Origin of the sequence: Streptomyces purpurogeneiscleroticus, assembly GCF_020024005.1 — a bacterium.
GTDB classification, from domain to species: Bacteria; Actinomycetota; Actinomycetes; order Streptomycetales; family Streptomycetaceae; genus Streptomyces; species Streptomyces purpurogeneiscleroticus.
Genome location: NZ_NHSG01000301.1, coordinates 13,629 through 29,632 on the forward strand (window position 1 = coordinate 13,629; position 16,004 = coordinate 29,632).

The following is a 16,004-nucleotide window of genomic DNA, read 5'->3' on the forward strand; positions in this document are numbered from 1 at the left end:
ACGCCAGTGGTCAGGATCACCCCGGGCACTACGTATCACCGATTGATACGGGCGGCGGGCACCGGCAGCGCGTCTGAGACACTGGAGGGGTGATCTCCCGAATCGATCTGCGCGGTGCCGCCCTCCCCGAGGGCGGCGCCCTGCGCGACCTGCTGCCCCGTGCCGAGTTCGACGTGGAAGCCGCCCTGGAGAAGGTGCGGCCCATCTGCGAGGACGTGCGCCATCGTGGCACGGCTGCGCTGATCGAGTACGCCCATCGGTTCGACCGGGTCGAGATCGAGCGGGTCCGGGTGCCCGCCGAGGCACTGCGGACCGCGCTGGCGGAGCTGGACCCGGCGGTCCGGGCCGCCCTGGAGGAGTCCATCAAGCGGGCCCGCACGGTCCACCGTGAGCAGCGGCGTACGGATGTGACGACGAAGGTCGTGCCGGGCGGCACGGTCACCGAGCGGTGGGTGCCGGTCGAGCGGGTCGGGTTGTATGTGCCCGGTGGCCGCTCGGTCTACCCCTCGTCCGTGGTGATGAACGTGGTGCCCGCGCAGGAGGCCGGCGTCGAGTCGCTGGCCGTCGCCTCGCCGCCGCAGGCCGACTTCGGCGGCCTGCCGCACCCGACGATCCTGGCCACGTGCGCGCTGCTGGGCGTGGACGAGGTGTACGCGGCCGGTGGCGCCCAGGCCGTCGCGATGTTCGCGTACGGCACCGAGGACTGCCTGCCGGTGAACCTCGTCACGGGCCCCGGCAACATCTACGTCGCCGCCGCGAAGCGCCTGCTCAAGGGCCGTATCGGCATCGACTCCGAGGCCGGCCCCACCGAGATCGCGATCCTCGCGGACGACACGGCGGACCCGGCGCACGTCGCGGCCGACCTGATCAGCCAGGCCGAGCACGACCCGATGGCCGCGGCCGTCCTGGTCACCGCCTCGGAGGAGCTGGCAGAGCGGGTCGAGAAGGAGCTGGAGCCGCAGGTCCGCGCGACCCGGCACATCGAGGACCGGATCATCCCGGCGCTGGCCGGCCGGCAGTCCGCGATCGTGCTGGTCGACGGCGTGGACGAGGGCCTGAAGGTGGTGGACGCCTACGGTGCCGAGCACCTGGAGATCCAGACCGCCGACGCCTCGGCCGTGGCCGCGCGGGTCCGCAACGCCGGCGCGATCTTCGTCGGCCCGTACGCGCCCGTCTCGCTCGGCGACTACTGCGCGGGCTCGAACCACGTGCTGCCCACCGGCGGCTGCGCGTGCCACTCCTCGGGGCTCTCCGTGCAGTCCTTCCTGCGCGGCATCCATGTCGTGGACTACACCCGCGACGCACTGGCCGAGGTCGCCCACCACGTGGTGACCCTCGCCGAGGCCGAGGACCTCCCGGCGCACGGCGCGGCGATCAAGGCAAGGTTCGACTGGAAGGTCCCGCAGGGCAAGTGACCAGGATCGACGATCTCCCCATCCGGGACGAGCTGCGTGGCAAGTCCCCGTACGGCGCTCCCCAGCTGGACGTGCCCGTACGCCTGAACACCAACGAGAACCCGTACCCGCTGCCCGAGGCGCTCGTGCAGCGGATCGCCGAGCGGGTCACCGAGGCGGCGCGCGACCTCAATCGCTACCCGGACCGGGACGCGGTCGAGCTGCGCACGGAGCTGGCCCGGTATCTGTCCGGCACCGGCGGCCACGAGGTCACCAAGGACCAGGTCTGGGCCGCCAACGGCTCCAACGAGGTCATCCAGCAGCTGCTGCAGACCTTCGGCGGCCCCGGCCGCAGCGCCATCGGCTTCGAGCCGTCGTACTCGATGCACGGCCTGATCTCGCGCGGCACGGGCACGGAGTGGATTTCCGGCCCGCGCAACGACGACTTCACCATCGACGTCGAGGCCGCCAAGAAGGCCATCGCCGAGCGCAAGCCGGACGTGGTCTTCATCTGCTCGCCGAACAACCCCACCGGCACCGCCGTGGCAGCGGAAACGGTTCTGGCGCTGTACGAGGCCGCGCAGGCCGCGAAGGCGGACACTGCCGGGGCGCTCGTCGTGATCGACGAGGCGTACGGCGAGTTCAGCCACCGCCCCTCGCTGCTCCCGCTGATCGAGGGCCGGCCGAACCTGGTCGTCTCCCGGACGATGTCCAAGGCGTTCGGCGCGGCCGGGCTGCGCCTGGGTTACCTCGCCGCCGACCCGGCCGTGGTCGACGCCGTACAGCTGGTACGCCTGCCGTACCACCTCTCCGCGGTCACCCAGGCCACCGCGCTGGCCGCCCTGGAGCACACCGATACGCTGCTGAAGTACGTCGAGCAGCTGAAGACCGAGCGGGACCGCATCGTCGACGAGCTGCGCGCGATCGGCTGCGAGGTCGTCGACTCCGACGCCAACTTCGTCCAGTTCGGGCGGTTCGACGACCAGCACGCCGCCTGGCAGGCCATCCTCGACCAGGGCGTCCTGGTCCGTGACAACGGAGTACCGGGCTGGCTGCGGGTCACCGCCGGCACCCCGGCCGAGAACGACGCGTTCCTCGATGCGGTGCGCGCGATCATGAAGGAGACAGGCGCATGAACCGCGTAGGACGCGTCGAGCGCAAGACCAAGGAGACCTCCGTCCTCGTCGAGATCGACCTCGACGGCACCGGACAGGTCGACGTCTCGACCGGCGTGGGCTTCTACGACCACATGCTCGACCAGCTCGGCCGGCACGGTCTCTTCGACCTCACCGTGAAGACCGACGGCGACCTGCACATCGACACCCACCACACCATCGAGGACACCGCCCTCGCGCTGGGCGCCGCCTTCAAGCAGGCCCTCGGCGACAAGGTGGGCATCTACCGCTTCGGCAACTGCACCGTCCCGCTGGACGAGTCGCTCGCCCAGGTCACGGTCGACCTCTCGGGCCGCCCGTACCTGATCCACACCGAGCCCGAGAACATCGCGCCGATGATCGGCACGTACGACACGACGATGACCCGGCACATCCTGGAGTCCTTCGTCGCGCAGGCGCAGATCGCCCTGCACGTCCACGTGCCGTACGGGCGCAACGCCCACCACATCGTCGAGTGCCAGTTCAAGGCGCTGGCCCGGGCGCTGCGGTACGCCTCCGAGCGGGACCCGCGCGCGGCCGGCATCCTGCCCTCCACGAAGGGCGCGCTGTGAACGGTCTCTCGACGGTCTTCATCCTCGTGGGACTCTTTCTGCTCGGCGGGGTCTTCTCCTTCTGGAAGCAGCAGATGTCCAAGAGCCTGATCGCGGTGCTGGCCATCGGCTCGGCGCTGTGTCTCGCCGCGGGCATCCTGCGGCTGGAGGTCTGGAATTGAGTACGCAGCGTAAGAACGTGGTCGTCTTCGACTACGGCTTCGGCAACATCCGGTCCGCCGAGCGGGCGCTGGCCCACGTCGGCGCCGATGTCGAGGTGACCCGCGACTACGACACCGCCATGAACGCCGACGGGCTGCTGGTCCCCGGCGTCGGCGCCTTCGCGTCCTGCATGAAGGGCCTGCGCGAGGCGCGCGGAGACTGGGTCGTGGGCCGCCGCCTCGCCGGCGGACGCCCGGTCATGGGCATCTGCGTCGGCATGCAGATCCTCTTCGGCCGCGGCATCGAACACGACGTCGAGACCGAGGGCCTGGACGAGTGGCCCGGCACGGTCGGCCCGCTCAAGGCGGAGATCGTCCCGCACATGGGCTGGAACACCGTGGACGCGCCGCGGGACTCGCAGCTCTTCGCCGGCCTGGACGCGGAAGCCCGGTACTACTTCGTGCACTCCTACGCGGTGCACGAGTGGGAACTGGAGGTCACCAACCCCGCCATGCAGGCACCGAGGGTCACCTGGGCCACGCACGGCGAGCCCTTCGTGGCCGCCGTGGAGAACGGGCCGCTGTGGGCCACCCAGTTCCACCCCGAGAAGTCCGGCGACGCCGGCGCCCAGCTCCTGAGCAATTGGATCGACACGCTGTGAACGCGGAGAACGCTGTGAACAAGCTTGAACTGCTGCCCGCCGTCGACGTCCGCGACGGCCAGGCCGTCCGCCTCGTCCACGGCGAGTCCGGCTCCGAGACCTCCTACGGCGACCCGCTCCAGGCCGCCCTGGCCTGGCAGCAGTCGGGCGCCGAGTGGCTGCACCTGGTCGACCTGGACGCCGCCTTCGGCACCGGCGACAACCGCGCGCAGATCGCCGAGGTCGCCCGCTCCATGGACATCAAGGTCGAACTGTCCGGCGGCATCCGCGACGACGACTCGCTGGCCGCGGCGCTCGCCACCGGCTGCGCGCGCGTCAACATCGGCACCGCGGCCCTGGAGAACCCCGAGTGGGTCGCCAAGATCATCGCCGAGCACGGTGACAAGATCGCGGTGGGCCTGGACGTGCGCGGCACGACGCTGCGCGGCCGCGGCTGGACCCGCGACGGCGGCGACCTGTACGAGACGCTGGCCCGGCTGGACGCCGAGGGCTGCGCCCGGTACGTCGTCACCGACATCAACAAGGACGGCACGCTGCAGGGCCCCAACCTGGAGCTGCTGAAGAACGTCTGCGCCGCGACCGACCGGCCCGTCGTCGCCTCCGGCGGCGTCTCCTCCCTCGACGACCTGCGCGCCATCGCGACGCTGGTGCCCGAAGGTGTGGAGGGCGCGATCGTCGGCAAGGCGCTGTACGCCAAGGCGTTCACCCTGGAAGAGGCCCTGGAGGCCACCCGCTAGCAGGGAGATGGACCGATGACCGACGTACGGCGCGTGCCTGGTGAAGGACCCTGGGAAGAGGCGTTCGGGGCGGCGCGCGCCGTCGCGGCCGGTGACCGTGTCCAGGTCGCGGGCACGACGCCGTTCAACGGCACGGTCCTGTACGGCGAGGGCGATCCGTACGAACAGACACGGGTCGCCTTCACCAGGGCACTCGACGCCCTCACGGAGTTCGGCCTGGACGCGGACGCGGTCGTCCGCACCCGCGTCTACCTCGCCCACACCCGCGACATCGACGAGGCGGCCCGCGCCCACCAGGAGCTCTTCGGCGCGATCCGCCCGGCCACGACCGTCGTCGTGGTCTCGGGCTTCGTCGACCCCCGCATCCTGGTCCAAGTAGAACTAGAAGCTTTCAGAGAGGTCTGAACAGACATGACCCTGGCGGTCCGAGTCATCCCCTGCCTGGACGTCGACAACGGCCGGGTCGTCAAGGGCGTCAACTTCCAGAACCTCCGCGACGCCGGCGACCCCGTCGAGATGGCCAAGATCTACGGCGAGGAGGGCGCCGACGAGCTGACCTTCCTCGACATCACCGCCTCGTCCGGCAACCGCGAGACCACCTACGACGTGGTCCGCCGCACCGCCGAGCAGGTCTTCATCCCGCTCACCGTGGGCGGCGGCGTCCGCACGCCCGAGGACGTCGACAAGCTGCTGCGCGCGGGCGCGGACAAGGTCGGCGTCAACACCGCCGCGATCGCCCGTCCCGAGCTGATCCGCGAGATCGCCGAACGCTTCGGCCGCCAGGTCCTGGTCCTCTCGGTCGACGCGCGCCGTACCGAATCCGGGTCCTTCGAGGTCACCACCCACGGCGGCCGCCGCGGCACCGGCATCGACGCCGTCGAGTGGGCCCACCGCGCCGCCGAGCTCGGCGCCGGCGAGATCCTGCTGAACTCCATGGACGCCGACGGCACCAAGGACGGTTACGACACCGAGATGATCGCCGCCGTGCGCAAGCACGTCACCATCCCGGTCATCGCCTCCGGCGGCGCCGGCAAGCTCACCGACTTCCCCCCGGCCATCGACGCCGGCGCCGACGCCGTCCTCGCCGCCTCCGTCTTCCACTTCGGCGACCTGCGCATCGGCGAGGTCAAGAACACCCTCCGCGAAACGGGGCACCCGGTCCGCTGACGCGGCCGGTATACCTCCTGGTCAGCGGCGTGCCACCGCCGTAGGCTCGGCGCATGAGTCGAGTCAACGACGTGGGCGGGCAGACCGGATTCGGCGCGCTGCGGATCGAGGCGGACGAGCCGCCGTTCCACGCGGACTGGGAAGCGCGGGTGTACGCGCTGAACATGGCGCTGGTGCGCGGCGGGGTCTACACGCTGGACGAGTTCCGGGACGCCGTGGAGCGGATGGCGCCCGCCGAGTATCTGGCGGCTTCGTACTACGAGCGGTGGCTGCACGCCATCGAGACGCTGGTCGCGGAGCGGAAGGTGCTCGGCGATGCCTGAGGCGGCGGCCTTCGCGGCCGGGCAGCGGGTACGGGTACGGACCGTCGACCCGGACGGGCACACGCGGGCCCCGCGGTACGTGCGCGGGCACACCGGGCGGATCGTGGAGGCCCAGGGGCAGTGGCCGCTCGCCGACGACCGGGCCGCCGGGATCGCCGACCCGCGCGTGGAGACCGTCTACACCGTCGCCTTCCCGGCCCGGGAGCTGTGGGGCGAGGGCACGCACGAGGTCACGGTGGATCTCTGGGAGTCGTACCTGGAGCAGGCAGCGGAGGAGCGGGCATGAGCGGGGAACATGCGAGCAGCACGGTGGCGGTGCGGGTGCGCCGCCTGGAGGAGCGGCTGGTGGCGGCCGGGGTGGTCGGCGACGACCAGCTCGACGCGATCCTGACGAAGCTGCTGAACGGCGCGTCGCCGGTCAACGGCGCGCGGGTGGTGGCCCGCGCCTGGACGGACGCCGGCTTCAGGGAGCGACTGCTGGCGGACGCCAATGCGGCGCTGCCGGAGCTCGGCCTGTCGATGGCCGGCGGCCTCCAGGAGCAGCGTCTCAAGGTCGTCGAGAACACCCGGACGGAACACCACGTCCTCGTCTGCACGCTGTGTTCGTGCTACCCGATCGGGCTGCTGGGGCCGTCCCCGTCCTGGTACAAGAGCGAGGCGTATCGGTCGCGGGTGGTCCGCGATCCGCGGTCCGTCCTGGCGGAGTTCGGGCTCGAACTGCCCGACGGCGTCACGGTCACCGTATGGGACTCCAGCGCGGAGAGCCGCTACATGGTGCTGCCGCGGCGGCCCGATGGCACGGACGCGATGGGCGAGGAAGAACTCGCCCGCCTCGTGACACGGGAGGGTCTCATCGGGACCGCCGCGGTCTGAGGGCGCCGCGGCTGCGGAGCGTCGGTTGCTGCCGCGGCGCCGGTCTGTGTCACCTCACGCGGTCACGCCTTGCGTGCCGCGCGGACGAACTCGCGGTTCATCTTGGTGATGCTGAACAGCGGGATGCCCTTCGGGCAGGCCGTCGCGCACTCGCCCGTGTTCGTGCAGCCGCCGAAGCCCTCGTCGTCCATCTGCCCGACCATGTCCAGGACCCGGGACTCGCGCTCCGGGGCGCCCTGCGGCAGGGAGTTGAGGTGGACGACCTTGGCGGAGGTGAAGAGCATGGCCGAGCCGTTCGGGCAGGCCGCGACGCACGCGCCGCAGCCGATGCACTCCGCGTGCTCGAACGCGGTGTCGGCGGCCGGCTTCGGCACCGGCGTGGCGTGCGCCTCGGGCGCGCTGCCCGTCGGGGCCGTGATGTAGCCGCCGGACCCGATGATCCGGTCGAACGCCGTACGGTCCACGACCAGGTCCTTGACGACGGGGAACGCCGAGGCGCGCCACGGCTCGATGTCGATCGTGTCGCCGTCGTCGAAGTGCCGCATGTGCAGCTGGCAGGTGGTGGTCCGCTCCGGGCCGTGCGCCTCGCCGTTGATGACCATGCCGCACGCGCCGCAGATCCCCTCGCGGCAGTCGTGGTCGAAGGCGACCGGCTCCTCACCGCGCAGGATCAGCTCTTCGTTGAGGGTGTCGAGCATTTCGAGGAAGGACATCTCGGGGGAGATGTCCCGCACGTCGTACTCGGTCATACGGCCCGCGGAATCGGGGCCGGACTGGCGCCAGATGCGCAGGGTGAGGTTCACGCGTAGCTCCGCTGAGTGGGGTGGACGTACTCGAAGTCGAGCTGCTCCTTGTGCAGCACGGGCGCCTCGCCGGTACCGGTGAACTCCCACGCCGCCGCGTAGGAGAACTCCTCGTCCCGGCGTTCCGCCTCGCCGCCCGGGGTCTGGCTCTCCTCGCGGAAGTGGCCGCCGCAGGACTCGGAGCGGTGCAGGGCGTCCAGGCACATCAGCTCGGCGAGTTCGAAGTAGTCGGCGATCCGGTTGGCCTTCTCCAGGGACTGGTTGAGGTCCTGGCCGGAGCCCGGGACCTTGATGCGGCGCCAGAACTCCTCGCGGAGTTCGGGGATGCGGTCCAGGGCCTTGCGCAGGCCGCTCTCCGTGCGGGCCATGCCGCATTCCTCCCACAGCAGCTCGCCCAGCTCGCGGTGGAAGGAGTCCGGGGTGCGGTCGCCGTTGTTGGAGAGGAGGCGGTAGAGGCGGTCGGTGACGGAGGTGACCGCTTCGACGACGGCCGGGTGGTCGTCGGGTACCTCGTCGTGGGGGTGCCGGGCCAGGTAGTCGTTGATGGTGGCCGGCAGGACGAAGTAGCCGTCGGACAGGCCCTGCATGAGGGCGGAGGCACCGAGGCGGTTCGCGCCGTGGTCGGAGAAGTTGGCCTCGCCGATGGCGAAGAGGCCGGGCACGGTGGTCTGGAGGTCGTAGTCGACCCAGAGGCCGCCCATCGTGTAGTGGATGGCCGGGTAGATGCGCATGGGCGTCGTGTACGGGTCCTCCGCCGTGATGCGCGCGTACATGTCGAAGAGGTTGCCGTACTTCTCCTCGACCGCCTTGCGGCCCATCCGGGCGATGGCGTCCGCGAAGTCCAGGTAGACGCCCTGGCCGCCGGGGCCGACGCCGCGGCCCTCGTCGCAGACGTTCTTCGCGGCGCGGGAAGCGATGTCGCGGGGGACGAGGTTGCCGAAGGCCGGGTAGATGCGCTCCAGGTAGTAGTCGCGCTCGTCCTCGGGGATCTCGGCCGGCGGGCGGTTGTCGCCCTTCGCCTTGGGCACCCAGATGCGGCCGTCGTTGCGCAGCGACTCGCTCATCAGCGTCAGCTTGGACTGGTGGTCGCCGGAGCGCGGGATGCAGGTGGGGTGGATCTGGGTGAAGCAGGGGTTGGCGAAGTACGCGCCGCGCCGGTGGGCCCGCCAGATCGCCGTGGCGTTGGAGTTCTTGGCGTTGGTGGAGAGGTAGAAGACGTTGCCGTAGCCGCCGCTCGCCAGCACCACCGCGTCCGCGAAGTAGGTGTCGATGCGGCCGGTGAGCAGGTCGCGGGCGACGATGCCGCGGGCCCGCCCGTCGACCACGATCAGGTCCAGCATCTCGGTGCGCGGGTGCATCTCGACCGTGCCGGCCGCGATCTGCCGGGACAGCGCCTGGTACGCGCCGAGCAGCAGCTGCTGGCCCGTCTGGCCGCGGGCGTAGAAGGTACGGGAGACCTGGACGCCGCCGAAGGAGCGGGTGTCGAGCAGACCGCCGTACTCGCGGGCGAAGGGCACGCCCTGGGCCACGCACTGGTCGATGATCTCCACGGAGATCTGGGCGAGCCGGTGCACGTTGGACTCGCGCGCCCGGAAGTCGCCGCCCTTGACCGTGTCGTAGAAGAGGCGGTGGATCGAGTCGCCGTCGTTGCGGTAGTTCTTGGCCGCGTTGATGCCGCCCTGGGCGGCGATGGAGTGGGCGCGGCGCGGCGAGTCCTGGTAGCAGAACTGGACTACGTGGTAGCCCTGTTCGGCCAGCGTGGCGCCGGCCGCCCCGCCGGCCAGCCCGGTGCCCACGACGATGACGGTGTGCTTGCGCCGGTTCGCGGGGTTGACCAGCTTCGCCTCGAAGCGGCGGCGGTCCCAGCGCTCGTTGATCGGGCCGTCCGGGGCCTTGGTGTCGGCGACGGGCTCGCCGGTCCGGTACTCGCTGTAGGTGCTCATGTCAGCTCACAACTCCGGTCATCACGGAGACAGGGACGGCGATGAAGCCGAGGGTGAGGACCAGGGCCAGGAGGTTGGCGATGGCCTTGAGGGTGCGGTCGCGCCCCGGACGGTTGGCGCCGAGGGTCTGCGCGGCGCTCCAGAAGCCGTGCCGGATGTGCAGGCCGAGCGCGAGCATCGCGACGATGTAGATGACGTTGCCGTACCAGGTGGAGAAGGTGGCGACGACATTGGCGTACGGGTGTCCGGCTTCGGCGCGCGGGTTCACCGTCAGGGTCGTCAGGTCCAGGATGTGCCAGACGATGAAGAGGCCGAGGATGATCCCGCCCCAGCGCATGGTGCGGGTGGCGTAGCTGGCGCGCTTCTTCTTGTGCGCATACTTCGTGGGGCGCGCGGCGATGTCGCGGCGGGACAGCTGGTACGCGGCGACCGCGTGCACGACGACCGCGGCGACCAGCACGACGCGGGCGATCCACAGGAACCACTCGTGGTGCAGGAAGGGCTCGCCGATGGTGCGCAGCCAGTGGGCGTAACCGTCGAACTCGGCGGCTCCGAAGAAGATCTTGAGGTTGCCCAGCATGTGGGCGACCAAGTACAGCAGCATCACGATGCCGCTGACGGCCATCGCCGTCTTCTTGCCGACGGTCGAGTGCCACAGGATGCCCGCGTAGGAGGACGGCCGTCGGTCCGTCCGGGTGTCCACTGCCATGGGCACGACGGTATGGAGGCCCCTGGCCATCAGTCCAAGACATGGTGGAGCTCATCTCCATAGGCATTCGCTATCGACGCACTATCGTGGCCGCATGCAGCTGCAGCAGCTCCGGTATTTCGTGGCCGTCGCCGACACCCGGCACTTCACGCGCGCGGCCGAGCAGGAACACGTCGCGCAGCCCTCGCTCTCCCAGCAGATCCGCTCTCTGGAGCGGGAGCTGGGCGCCGAGCTGTTCCACCGGGCGCGCGGCCACATCACGCTCACCGACGCGGGCGAGACGCTGCTGCCGTTCGCGCGCCGCATCCTCGCCGACGCGGACACCGCGCGGCGCGAGGTCCAGGAGGTCGCCGGGCTGCGCCGCGGACGGCTGCGGCTCGGCGCCCCGCCCAGCCTCTGCGCCTCGGTCGTGCCCGACGTGCTGCGTGTCTTCCACGACCGCTACCCGGGCGTCGACCTCCAGGTGCGCGAGAGCGGCTCGCAGGACCTGGTGCGGGTACTGGCCGCGGGCGACCTGGATCTCGCCCTGGTCATCACCCCGCTGCCCGTGCAGGCCCCCGCGCTGACCACCGCCGAGCTGCTCCGCGAGGAACTGGTCGTGGTTTCGGCCCCGGACGCGCCGCCGCCCGTGCGCCGCAAGTACCTCCGCGTGGACGATCTGCGCGACCATCCGCTGGTGATGTTCCGGCGCGGCTACGACCTGCGGGAATTCACCGTGGCCGCGTGCCGCGCGGCCGGCTTCGAGCCGGTCTTCACCGTCGAGGGCGGCGAGATGGACGCGGTCCTCGGCTTCGTACGGGCGGGGCTCGGCAGCGCCGTCGTGCCCAGCATGGTCGCCGCGCGGGCCGGGCTGCGCGCCACCCCGTTCGCCGCGCCGGGCCTGCACCGCAACATCTCCGTCGCGCACCGCGCGGACGTCTCACCGCCCCGCGCGGCCCGCGAGCTGCAGCGCATCCTCGTACGCCACCTGGCGCCCGGCACCGTCGACGGTTAGCTCCGTCCCGGCGGCCACGGCAGCGCGGAGGCGGTTTCCGGCCAGTACGACGCGATATTGCCGTACGGCGGTAAGCGCGGCCCTGCCTGGTGGCGGGCGGCCGCGCGGCGCGCGGGGAATATCCGCGCGCAGTGCGACCGGCGTTTTCCACGCACAATTCCGGCACACCATTGCTTATCGGCGGGACAGCGCGGTACCAATGCCTCACTTGCCGTCCGGCACCATGCGGCCGGCAATCGGGGGAAGCAACGGGGGAGAACATCGCCATGCTGCTCGAAGAGGTCTACGCGGGCGCGCCCACAGTAAAGTCGGGACGCCATCCGGCCACCGTGAACGAATTCACGGACCAATCGCCCGCGCTGCGCCCGGAAGCCCTCGCGGAAGCCACCGGCCGAATGGTCGAGTCCGTCATCCGGATCGCCGTCGTCATGTCCTGAAGCGGTCCGGATCGTCATATGACGCGGCCGGACATTTCTTCTTCACTCATTCCAGCACGCTGTCCAGCACGGGTTCGGGGGAACCGCACGTGAGTGCATCAGTGCACGGTGCCGAAATCGGGCACACGGAATTGTACGAACTCCGCAGTACTGCCGAGCCGGGGGCCGCGCGGCTATTCGCCGAGTGCGGGTTCCGTTATCCCACCGGCAGTCACAAGGACCGGGTCTTCGCCTTCATGCTCGACGAACCGGAACGGGCGGAGTGACCGCCATGGCCGACGACCGCAATGTGCCCGACCGCACCGCCCCCGACGGCGGCCTCCCGGACAGCCACCGCCCCGACCCGGGACCGGCCCCGGACCCCGCCGCGCGCCTCGACGTGCTCACCCGCCGCCTCGACGAAGCCTGCCGGCGCGCCGGCCGCGAGCCCGGATCGGTGAAGCTCGTCGCGGTCAGCAAGTACCACCCGCGCGAACTCGTCGCCGCCGCGCTCGACGCGGGGCAGCGCGACTTCGCGGAGAGCCGGGTCCAGGAGGCCCGCGCCAAATGGCCGCCGCTGCGCGCCCGTTACCCGGACGTCCGGCTGCACCTCGTCGGCTCGCTGCAGACCAAGAAGGCCGCGGCGGCCGTCACGGGCTTCGACGTCCTGCACAGCGTGGACCGCCCGCGGCTGGCCGCGGCGCTCGCCGCCGCCATGGCCCGCACCGGGCGCAGGCCCGACTGCTTCGTCCAGGTCAACACCGCCGACGAGCCGCACAAGAGCGGCATACCGCTGGAGGCCGCCGACGCCTTCCTCAAGGAGTGCCGGGACGTGTGCGGGCTGCCCGTCGTCGGCCTGATGTGCCTGCCGCCGTACGGCCGGAACCCGCGCCCGCACTTCCGGCTGCTGCGCTCGCTCGCCGCGGCGCACGGCCTGACCCAGCTCAGCATGGGCATGAGCGCCGACTTCGAGGCCGCGGTGGCGGAGGGCGCGACGGTGATCCGGGTGGGCCGGGCGCTCTTCGGACCACGGCCGCGGCGCACCGGTGGCCCGCCGGCCGCCGACTAGGGAGCGTGGGAGAGGAGACGGCCCCGGTACGGATCCGGCCGGGGCTACAGCCCCAGCTTGGCCTCCTGCAGCCGGGCCACCGCTTCCTTGTCGCCGTCCAGCTTGACGTCGGCGGTGCCCTGCCGCCCGTACAGGAACAGCGTCAGCTCGCCCGGCTCGCCGGTGACCGTGACGACCGGCGTGCCGCGGTGCGCCACCGCGGTCTGCCCGTCCGGGCGCCGCAGCACCACGCCCACCGGGGCCTTCCGCCCCAGCACCCGGGCCATCCGCTCGATGCGGGTCCACAGGGCGTCGGCGAGCACGGAGCTCACCTCGCGGGGCGTCCAGTCCGGCTGGGCCCGCCGCACGTCCTCCGTGTGCACGAAGAACTCCACCGTGTTCGCCGCCTCGTCTATCTGCTTCAGGGCGTACGGCGACAGCCGCGGCGGACCGGTCCTGATCAGCCGGATCAGCTCTTCGTATGGCTTGGCGGCGTACTCGCCCTGCACCCGCCGCAGCCGGGACGCCAGCGGCTTGATCAGCAGGCCGCCGGCCGCGTCCGCGCGCCGCTCGCGCACCACCACATGGGCGGCCAGGTCACGGGTGGTCCAGCCCTCGCACAGCGTCGGCGCGTCGGGACCGGCGCTCTCCAACAGATCGGCGAGAAGAAGTCGTTCACGCTTGGCATGGGTCGACATGGCCTCACCCTACGGCGGGCCCCGCCGCCCGTGCCATCACGGGGCACGGTCCCTTCCGCACCCCGCGTCACCCGTGTACGAGGATCACCGTCAGCACCAGAACGGCCGCCGCGAAGACCGCGCACACCACGATCGTGGCCACCTTGGCCACCCTGTCGTCGTCCGGGGGCGGGTACTGGTCGTTCATGTCCGCATGATGCCGCACGGCACAATGGAGGGCATGAGCAGCAGCCCCGCCACCCCGCCCCCCGCCGGCACCGGCCTGGATCCGGCCATCGCCGCCCGGCTCAAGCGCACCCCCGACGGCCTGGTCCCGGCCATCGCGCAGCAGTACGACACCGGTGAGGTGCTGATGCTCGGGTGGATGGACGACGAGGCGCTGCACCGCACGCTGACCACCGGGCGCTGCACGTACTGGAGCCGCAGCCGCCAGGAGTACTGGGTCAAGGGCGACACCTCCGGGCACGTCCAGCACGTGAAGTCCGTCGCGCTGGACTGCGACGCGGACACCGTGCTGGTCAAGGTCGACCAGGTCGGCGCGGCCTGCCACACCGGCGCCCGGACCTGCTTCGACGAGGACGTGCTGCTCGCCCAGGACTGACCACCTCCGGGACGGCGCCCGATCGGAGCCGATCAGCGATCAGTACGCGGACGGAACCCGCGTCGGCCACTGATCGCTACTAGGATCCGCTGACATGACCACGGGAACCACCGGCACCGCGACTCCGGACCTCGAAAACTTCCGCACCCTCGCGAAGGACCGCCGGGTCATCCCGGTCACCCGACGGCTTCTCGCCGACGGCGACACCCCGGTGGGCCTGTACCGCAAGCTCGCGGCCGAGCGCCCCGGCACCTTCCTCCTGGAGTCCGCGGAGAACGGCCGCAGCTGGTCCCGGTACTCCTTCATCGGCGTCCGCAGCGCCGCGACCCTCACCGCCCGCGACGGGCAGGCCCACTGGCTCGGCACCCCGCCGGTCGGCGTGCCCACCGGCGGCGACCCGCTCGCCGCCCTGCGCGAGACCATCGAGACGCTGCACACCCCGCGCGACCTCATCGAGGGCCAGGGCCTGCCGCCCTTCACCGGCGGCATGGTCGGCTACCTCGGCTACGACATCGTCCGCCGCCTCGAAAAGATCGGCGACTCCACCGAGGACGAGCTCCGGCTGCCCGAGCTGACCATGCTGCTCACCTCGGACCTGGCCGTACTGGACCACTGGAACGGCACGGTCCTGCTGATCGCCAACGCGATCAACCACAACGACCTGGACACCGGGGTCGACGAGGCGTACGCGGACGCGGTGGCCCGGCTGGACACCATGGCGTACGACCTGAGCCGCCCGGCCCCGTCGAACGCCGCCTCCCTCCCGGCCTCCGAGCTGCCCGAGTACACCGCCAAGTGGGGCGCGGAAGCCTTCAAGGACGCGGTCGAGGACATCAAGGAGCGCATCCGGGCCGGCGAGGCGTTCCAGGTCGTGCCCTCGCAGCGCTTCGAGACGCCGTGCACGGCCTCCGCGCTGGACGTCTACCGGGTGCTGCGGGCCACGAACCCCAGCCCGTACATGTACCTCTTCCGCTTCGAGGGCGGCGTCGACGTCGTGGGTTCCAGCCCGGAGGCGCTGGTCAAGGTCGAGGACGGGCAGGCCATGGTGCACCCGATCGCCGGCACCCGGCCGCGCGGCGGCACCCCGCAGCTGGACCAGGCCCTCGCCGACGAGCTGATCGCCGACCCCAAGGAGCGCGCCGAGCACCTGATGCTCGTCGACCTGGGCCGCAACGACCTGGGCCGGGTCTGCGAGCCCGGCAGCGTCGAGGTCGTGGACTTCATGTCCATCGAGCGCTACAGCCATGTCATGCACATCGTGTCCACGGTCACCGGCAAGGTCGCCGAGGGCCGCACCGCCTTCGACGTGCTCACCGCCTGCTTCCCCGCCGGCACGCTCTCCGGCGCCCCGAAGCCGCGCGCCCTGCAGATCATCGAGGAGCTGGAGCCGACCCGGCGCGGCGTCTACGGGGGCTGCGTGGGCTACCTGGACTTCGCCGGCGACTCCGACACCGCGATCGCCATCCGCACCGCGCTGCTCCGCGACGGCACGGCATACGTCCAGGCAGGCGCGGGCATCGTCGCCGACTCCGACCCGGAGGCGGAGGACGCCGAATGCCGCAACAAGGCGGCGGCGGTACTGAGGGCCGTGCACACGGCGAACAACCTCGAATAAGCCCGTCTGGGGGCACCTCCCAGCGGTAGCTGGGGGAGCTTGAGGACACCGCGGCCGAAGGCCGTCGGTACCCCCGAACAGACACGCGCCCGGCAACGTACGCGATAGTGGTACGTGTGAGTGCCGTACCCCCGCCCCGCCCCGACGCCCCCGAG

Annotated in this window: 20 protein-coding genes; 16 read left to right on the plus strand and 4 right to left on the minus strand. The window is 71.3% G+C overall.

Annotated elements, in window-relative coordinates:
- Window positions 1-89 precede the first annotated feature (89 nt).
- Genes hisD through CCS38_RS19465 form a run of 11 tightly spaced genes read left to right on the plus strand, consistent with a single transcriptional unit; the run spans window position 90 to window position 7,022 of the window.
- The gene (hisD, locus tag CCS38_RS19415) at window positions 90-1,415 is read left to right on the plus strand and encodes a histidinol dehydrogenase (protein WP_223734562.1); all 1,326 of its coding nucleotides are present in this window, start codon (window positions 90-92) and stop codon (window positions 1,413-1,415) included.
- Window positions 1,412-2,530 carry a histidinol-phosphate transaminase gene (locus CCS38_RS19420; protein ID WP_223734563.1) on the plus strand — a complete coding sequence of 373 codons (1,119 nt, stop codon included), beginning with the start codon at window positions 1,412-1,414 and terminating at the stop codon, window positions 2,528-2,530. Before hisD ends, CCS38_RS19420 begins: the two co-directional genes overlap by 4 nt.
- Window positions 2,527-3,120, plus strand: a complete 594-nt coding sequence (hisB, locus tag CCS38_RS19425) for an imidazoleglycerol-phosphate dehydratase HisB (protein ID WP_223734564.1) — start codon at window positions 2,527-2,529, stop codon at window positions 3,118-3,120. The genes CCS38_RS19420 and hisB overlap by 4 nt, the downstream gene beginning before the upstream one ends.
- A complete protein-coding gene (locus tag CCS38_RS19430; protein ID WP_223734565.1) occupies window positions 3,117-3,281 on the plus strand; it encodes a CG2302 family histidine operon protein in 165 nt (54 codons plus the stop codon). The genes hisB and CCS38_RS19430 overlap by 4 nt, the downstream gene beginning before the upstream one ends.
- Window positions 3,272-3,922 (plus strand): imidazole glycerol phosphate synthase subunit HisH, encoded by a 651-nt coding sequence (hisH, locus tag CCS38_RS19435; RefSeq protein WP_223734581.1) that lies wholly within the window; start codon window positions 3,272-3,274, stop codon window positions 3,920-3,922. The genes CCS38_RS19430 and hisH overlap by 10 nt, the downstream gene beginning before the upstream one ends.
- A 14-nt stretch (window positions 3,923-3,936) precedes the next feature.
- A complete protein-coding gene (priA, locus tag CCS38_RS19440; RefSeq protein ID WP_030256435.1) occupies window positions 3,937-4,659 on the plus strand; it encodes a bifunctional 1-(5-phosphoribosyl)-5-((5-phosphoribosylamino)methylideneamino)imidazole-4-carboxamide isomerase/phosphoribosylanthranilate isomerase PriA in 723 nt (240 codons plus the stop codon).
- A gap of 15 nt (window positions 4,660-4,674) precedes the next feature.
- A complete protein-coding gene (locus tag CCS38_RS19445; RefSeq protein ID WP_223734566.1) occupies window positions 4,675-5,064 on the plus strand; it encodes a Rid family hydrolase in 390 nt (129 codons plus the stop codon).
- 6 nt (window positions 5,065-5,070) lie between these two features.
- A complete protein-coding gene (gene hisF, locus CCS38_RS19450) occupies window positions 5,071-5,826 on the plus strand; it encodes an imidazole glycerol phosphate synthase subunit HisF (protein ID WP_223734567.1) in 756 nt (251 codons plus the stop codon).
- Between the two features lie 53 nt (window positions 5,827-5,879).
- Window positions 5,880-6,149: an SH3-like domain-containing protein gene (locus CCS38_RS19455; RefSeq protein WP_223734568.1), complete on the plus strand. Its 270-nt coding sequence runs from the start codon at window positions 5,880-5,882 to the stop codon at window positions 6,147-6,149.
- Window positions 6,142-6,435 carry an SH3-like domain-containing protein gene (locus tag CCS38_RS19460; RefSeq protein ID WP_223734569.1) on the plus strand — a complete coding sequence of 98 codons (294 nt, stop codon included), beginning with the start codon at window positions 6,142-6,144 and terminating at the stop codon, window positions 6,433-6,435. The genes CCS38_RS19455 and CCS38_RS19460 overlap by 8 nt, the downstream gene beginning before the upstream one ends.
- Window positions 6,432-7,022 (plus strand): nitrile hydratase subunit alpha, encoded by a 591-nt coding sequence (locus tag CCS38_RS19465; protein WP_223734570.1) that lies wholly within the window; start codon window positions 6,432-6,434, stop codon window positions 7,020-7,022. The genes CCS38_RS19460 and CCS38_RS19465 overlap by 4 nt, the downstream gene beginning before the upstream one ends.
- A gap of 62 nt (window positions 7,023-7,084) precedes the next feature.
- Here CCS38_RS19465 and CCS38_RS19470 read toward each other — a convergent pair whose 3' ends face one another.
- Genes CCS38_RS19470 through CCS38_RS19480 form a run of 3 tightly spaced genes read right to left on the minus strand, consistent with a single transcriptional unit; the run spans window position 7,085 to window position 10,477 of the window.
- The gene (locus tag CCS38_RS19470) at window positions 7,085-7,825 is read right to left on the minus strand and encodes a succinate dehydrogenase/fumarate reductase iron-sulfur subunit (protein WP_030256414.1); all 741 of its coding nucleotides are present in this window, start codon (window positions 7,823-7,825) and stop codon (window positions 7,085-7,087) included.
- Window positions 7,822-9,768, minus strand: a complete 1,947-nt coding sequence (locus CCS38_RS19475) for a fumarate reductase/succinate dehydrogenase flavoprotein subunit (protein WP_223734571.1) — start codon at window positions 9,766-9,768, stop codon at window positions 7,822-7,824. The genes CCS38_RS19470 and CCS38_RS19475 overlap by 4 nt, the downstream gene beginning before the upstream one ends.
- Window position 9,769: 1 nt before the next feature.
- The gene (locus CCS38_RS19480; RefSeq protein ID WP_223734572.1) at window positions 9,770-10,477 is read right to left on the minus strand and encodes a succinate dehydrogenase; all 708 of its coding nucleotides are present in this window, start codon (window positions 10,475-10,477) and stop codon (window positions 9,770-9,772) included.
- Between the two features lie 94 nt (window positions 10,478-10,571).
- Between CCS38_RS19480 and CCS38_RS19485 the strand changes: the two genes are divergently transcribed.
- The 3 genes from CCS38_RS19485 to CCS38_RS19495 all read left to right on the plus strand — a co-directional run bounded on the left by CCS38_RS19485 (window position 10,572) and on the right by CCS38_RS19495 (window position 12,956).
- Complete coding sequence (locus CCS38_RS19485; protein WP_223734573.1) at window positions 10,572-11,471, plus strand: LysR family transcriptional regulator; 900 nt, start codon at window positions 10,572-10,574, stop codon at window positions 11,469-11,471.
- Between the two features lie 266 nt (window positions 11,472-11,737).
- On the plus strand, window positions 11,738-11,908 hold the full coding sequence (locus CCS38_RS19490) for a type I phosphoribosyltransferase (protein WP_223734574.1): 171 nt from the start codon (window positions 11,738-11,740) through the stop codon (window positions 11,906-11,908).
- Between the two features lie 271 nt (window positions 11,909-12,179).
- Window positions 12,180-12,956: a YggS family pyridoxal phosphate-dependent enzyme gene (locus CCS38_RS19495; protein ID WP_223734575.1), complete on the plus strand. Its 777-nt coding sequence runs from the start codon at window positions 12,180-12,182 to the stop codon at window positions 12,954-12,956.
- 44 nt (window positions 12,957-13,000) lie between these two features.
- Here CCS38_RS19495 and CCS38_RS19500 read toward each other — a convergent pair whose 3' ends face one another.
- Window positions 13,001-13,633 (minus strand): TIGR03085 family metal-binding protein, encoded by a 633-nt coding sequence (locus CCS38_RS19500; RefSeq protein WP_223734576.1) that lies wholly within the window; start codon window positions 13,631-13,633, stop codon window positions 13,001-13,003.
- A gap of 220 nt (window positions 13,634-13,853) precedes the next feature.
- Here CCS38_RS19500 and hisI point away from each other — a divergent pair, with 220 nt between their 5' ends.
- On the plus strand, window positions 13,854-14,234 hold the full coding sequence (hisI, locus tag CCS38_RS19505) for a phosphoribosyl-AMP cyclohydrolase (RefSeq protein WP_223734577.1): 381 nt from the start codon (window positions 13,854-13,856) through the stop codon (window positions 14,232-14,234).
- A gap of 94 nt (window positions 14,235-14,328) precedes the next feature.
- The gene (locus CCS38_RS19510) at window positions 14,329-15,849 is read left to right on the plus strand and encodes an anthranilate synthase component I (protein WP_223734578.1); all 1,521 of its coding nucleotides are present in this window, start codon (window positions 14,329-14,331) and stop codon (window positions 15,847-15,849) included.
- Window positions 15,850-16,004 lie beyond the last annotated feature (155 nt).

Bases quoted from the DNA above. Each gene is read 5' to 3' on its own strand.
- hisB (WP_223734564.1), top strand. From the start codon at position 2,527: ATGAACCGCGTAGGACGCGTCGAGCGCAAGACCAAGGAGACCTCCGTC.
- CCS38_RS19445 (WP_223734566.1), top strand. From the start codon at position 4,675: ATGACCGACGTACGGCGCGTGCCTGGTGAAGGACCCTGGGAAGAGGCG.
- hisF (WP_223734567.1), top strand. From the start codon at position 5,071: ATGACCCTGGCGGTCCGAGTCATCCCCTGCCTGGACGTCGACAACGGC.
- CCS38_RS19455 (WP_223734568.1), top strand. From the start codon at position 5,880: ATGAGTCGAGTCAACGACGTGGGCGGGCAGACCGGATTCGGCGCGCTG.
- CCS38_RS19460 (WP_223734569.1), top strand. From the start codon at position 6,142: ATGCCTGAGGCGGCGGCCTTCGCGGCCGGGCAGCGGGTACGGGTACGG.
- CCS38_RS19465 (WP_223734570.1), top strand. From the start codon at position 6,432: ATGAGCGGGGAACATGCGAGCAGCACGGTGGCGGTGCGGGTGCGCCGC.
- CCS38_RS19475 (WP_223734571.1), bottom strand. From the start codon at position 9,768: ATGAGCACCTACAGCGAGTACCGGACCGGCGAGCCCGTCGCCGACACC.
- CCS38_RS19480 (WP_223734572.1), bottom strand. From the start codon at position 10,477: ATGGCAGTGGACACCCGGACGGACCGACGGCCGTCCTCCTACGCGGGC.
- CCS38_RS19485 (WP_223734573.1), top strand. From the start codon at position 10,572: ATGCAGCTGCAGCAGCTCCGGTATTTCGTGGCCGTCGCCGACACCCGG.
- CCS38_RS19490 (WP_223734574.1), top strand. From the start codon at position 11,738: ATGCTGCTCGAAGAGGTCTACGCGGGCGCGCCCACAGTAAAGTCGGGA.
- CCS38_RS19495 (WP_223734575.1), top strand. From the start codon at position 12,180: ATGGCCGACGACCGCAATGTGCCCGACCGCACCGCCCCCGACGGCGGC.
- CCS38_RS19500 (WP_223734576.1), bottom strand. From the start codon at position 13,633: ATGTCGACCCATGCCAAGCGTGAACGACTTCTTCTCGCCGATCTGTTG.
- hisI (WP_223734577.1), top strand. From the start codon at position 13,854: ATGAGCAGCAGCCCCGCCACCCCGCCCCCCGCCGGCACCGGCCTGGAT.
- CCS38_RS19510 (WP_223734578.1), top strand. From the start codon at position 14,329: ATGACCACGGGAACCACCGGCACCGCGACTCCGGACCTCGAAAACTTC.